This is a genomic window from Pricia sp. (assembly GCF_041745955.1).
Lineage (GTDB): Bacteria > Bacteroidota > Bacteroidia > Flavobacteriales > Flavobacteriaceae > Pricia.
The window spans coordinates 1-2,393 of record NZ_JBGTHY010000141.1 but is presented as its reverse complement, the minus strand read 5'-3'; the positions used below and the strand labels follow the sequence as shown (position 1 = coordinate 2,393).

1 protein-coding gene is annotated in these 2,393 nt (G+C 45.8%); it reads left to right on the top strand.

The window, feature by feature from the left end; all coding sequences use genetic code 11:
* On the top strand, nucleotides 1-2,393 hold a 2,393-nt coding region (locus ACEW8S_RS05075), incomplete at both ends, for a DUF2723 domain-containing protein (RefSeq protein ID WP_373517097.1).

Genomic DNA, 2,393 nt, shown 5'->3' with positions numbered 1-2,393 from the left:
ATATTGTTCATGTTCTGGACGATTACCAACCTGACGCAAAAGCTAGTATACCAGAAATGTGAAGTAATGACCAGTAGCAAGGCTATCGCCGTTTTAGGCAGCGGTCTTGTCGGGTCTTTGGCTTTTACATTTTCCGATAGTTTTTGGTTCAACGCCGTCGAAACAGAGGTATATGCCAGTGCCAGTATGATTATGGCATTGCTGCTTTGGCTGGGCCTTAAGTGGACCGACAATCTCGATAACCCGCGCGGCAATAAATGGCTCGTGCTGATTTCTTACGTGGTGGGCCTTACCTTCGGTATTCAGTTCATGGGCTTTTTGGCCATTCCTTCCATCGGTCTTTTGTACTACTTCAAAACCTATAAAACAACAACCGTCAAGAATTTTTTGATTGCTAACGTTGCAGTCATTGCCGTTCTTATGTTGGTGTACAAATTTTCCCTGACGTATGTGCTTGAGCTCTTTGGCTGGAGCGAGGTTTTCTTTATCAATAGTATCGGGCTTCCCTTCAATTCGGGTACCGTCATTATGGGTCTTGTATTTGCGGCGGCGTTTTATTTTGGGCTCGATTATACCCGAAAAAATAATTATAAAACAGCGAATACGATAGTGCTTTGTACGATGTTCGTTTTTCTCGGATTTTCATCTTGGCTTCTGTTGCCCATTCGTGCGAACGCCCAAGTGGTCATCAACGAGAACAATCCCGAAGACGCGCGGGCCCTTTTGGCGTATTACAATAGGGAGCAATATCCCGGTGTCGACAGTCCCGTTTATGGCGCGTATTACTCCAGCACCTTTGGTAGTAGTGGAGAGGATAAAGACGAGGCTCCTAAATATGAAAAGGATGAAAAGACCGGTAAATACGTTATCGTAAATTATTATAAGGATGCCGTACCGGGGGATGATCCTAAACATATAGGCGTTCTACCTAGAATGTGGAGTACCCAGCACGCCGAGAATTATATGCGCTATTTCGGGCCGCTCGATTTTAAGATGAAGCAGACCAATGAAGAACTCCGTACTGCCGTTAAGCAAGTAAAGGAAGGCTATGCCAAGGGAGAAATAGACGCCGAGCAGTACATTGGTTTTTTAAGGCGTTTTAGCGAATACATCGAAGTAGAGCCACCTTCGATTTGGCAGAATATTAAATATATGACCCAGTTTCAGTTCGGTTATATGTACTGGCGGTATTTTATGTGGAATTTCTCCGGAAAAAACAACGATGTTCAAGGCAGGTACAATGGTAATGGTGAGTGGATCAGCGGCTTCGATTTTGTGGATAGCATGCGGCTCGGCAGTCAAAATAACCTTCCCGATGCGGTCGAGAACGATAAAGCGCGGAATACCTATTTTTTCCTTCCCTTGATTTTGGGCATTATAGGCATCCTTTTTCAGGTATCGAAAAATCCGAAACAGTTCTGGGTGCTGCTGGTGTTCTTTTTGTTTACAGGGATTGCCATCCAATTCTATACAAATCCCTATATCTTTCAGCCCCGTGAGCGCGATTACTCCCTGGTGGGATCTTTCTATGTTTTTGCACTTTGGATAGGCCTTGGCGTTTATGGCCTTTTCGACGAGTTCAGAAAACTGCTATCACCAAAAATACTGGCACCGGCCGTTACCGTGGTCTGTTTTCTGGCGGTACCGACCGTAATGGCCGTGCAGAATTGGGACGATCACGACCGATCGAACCGGTTTACGGCGAATGCATCCGCAAAAGCCTATCTCGATTCGACCCAAGAGGATGCCGGCGCGATACTTTTTACGATTGGTGACAACGATACTTTTCCGCTGTGGTATGCCCAAGAGATTGAAGGCTACCGCACGGATGTTCGTATCGTCTGTACCAGCCTTTTCGAAACGGACTGGTATATCGATCAAATGAAACGTAAGGCCTACGAAAGTGAAGCGATACCCTCGCAGCTGGCGCACGAAAAGTACCGCTTTGGGTCACGCGATGTACTGTATCATTACAATGTGGACGACCTTTTTAACAAAAAGCTTTCCGAGAACCGCTGGTCGGTCCAAGATTTTATCAAGTGGGTCGACAGCGACGAACCCAAGACCAAGCTGAAGTACATCCTTGAAAAACGGGGCGCGGATCTTGATGCCTATTCAGAGAACAGCCAGAACATGGTCTATTATCCCACCACCCACCTGCGTATTCCGGTAAATAAGAAAAATGTGTTGGAAAGCGGATTGGTCAAGGCAAAGGATTCGGCCGAAATCGTTGATTATATCGATATTGACATCCCCAAAACAGCCATCACCAAAAAGAGTATGATGATGTTGGATATGCTCGCCAACAATGATTGGGAACGCCCCCTTTATTTTTCGGGAGGAAGTTTTGACGATGCCGAATTTATTTGGATGAAAGAGTATCTGCAGCTCGA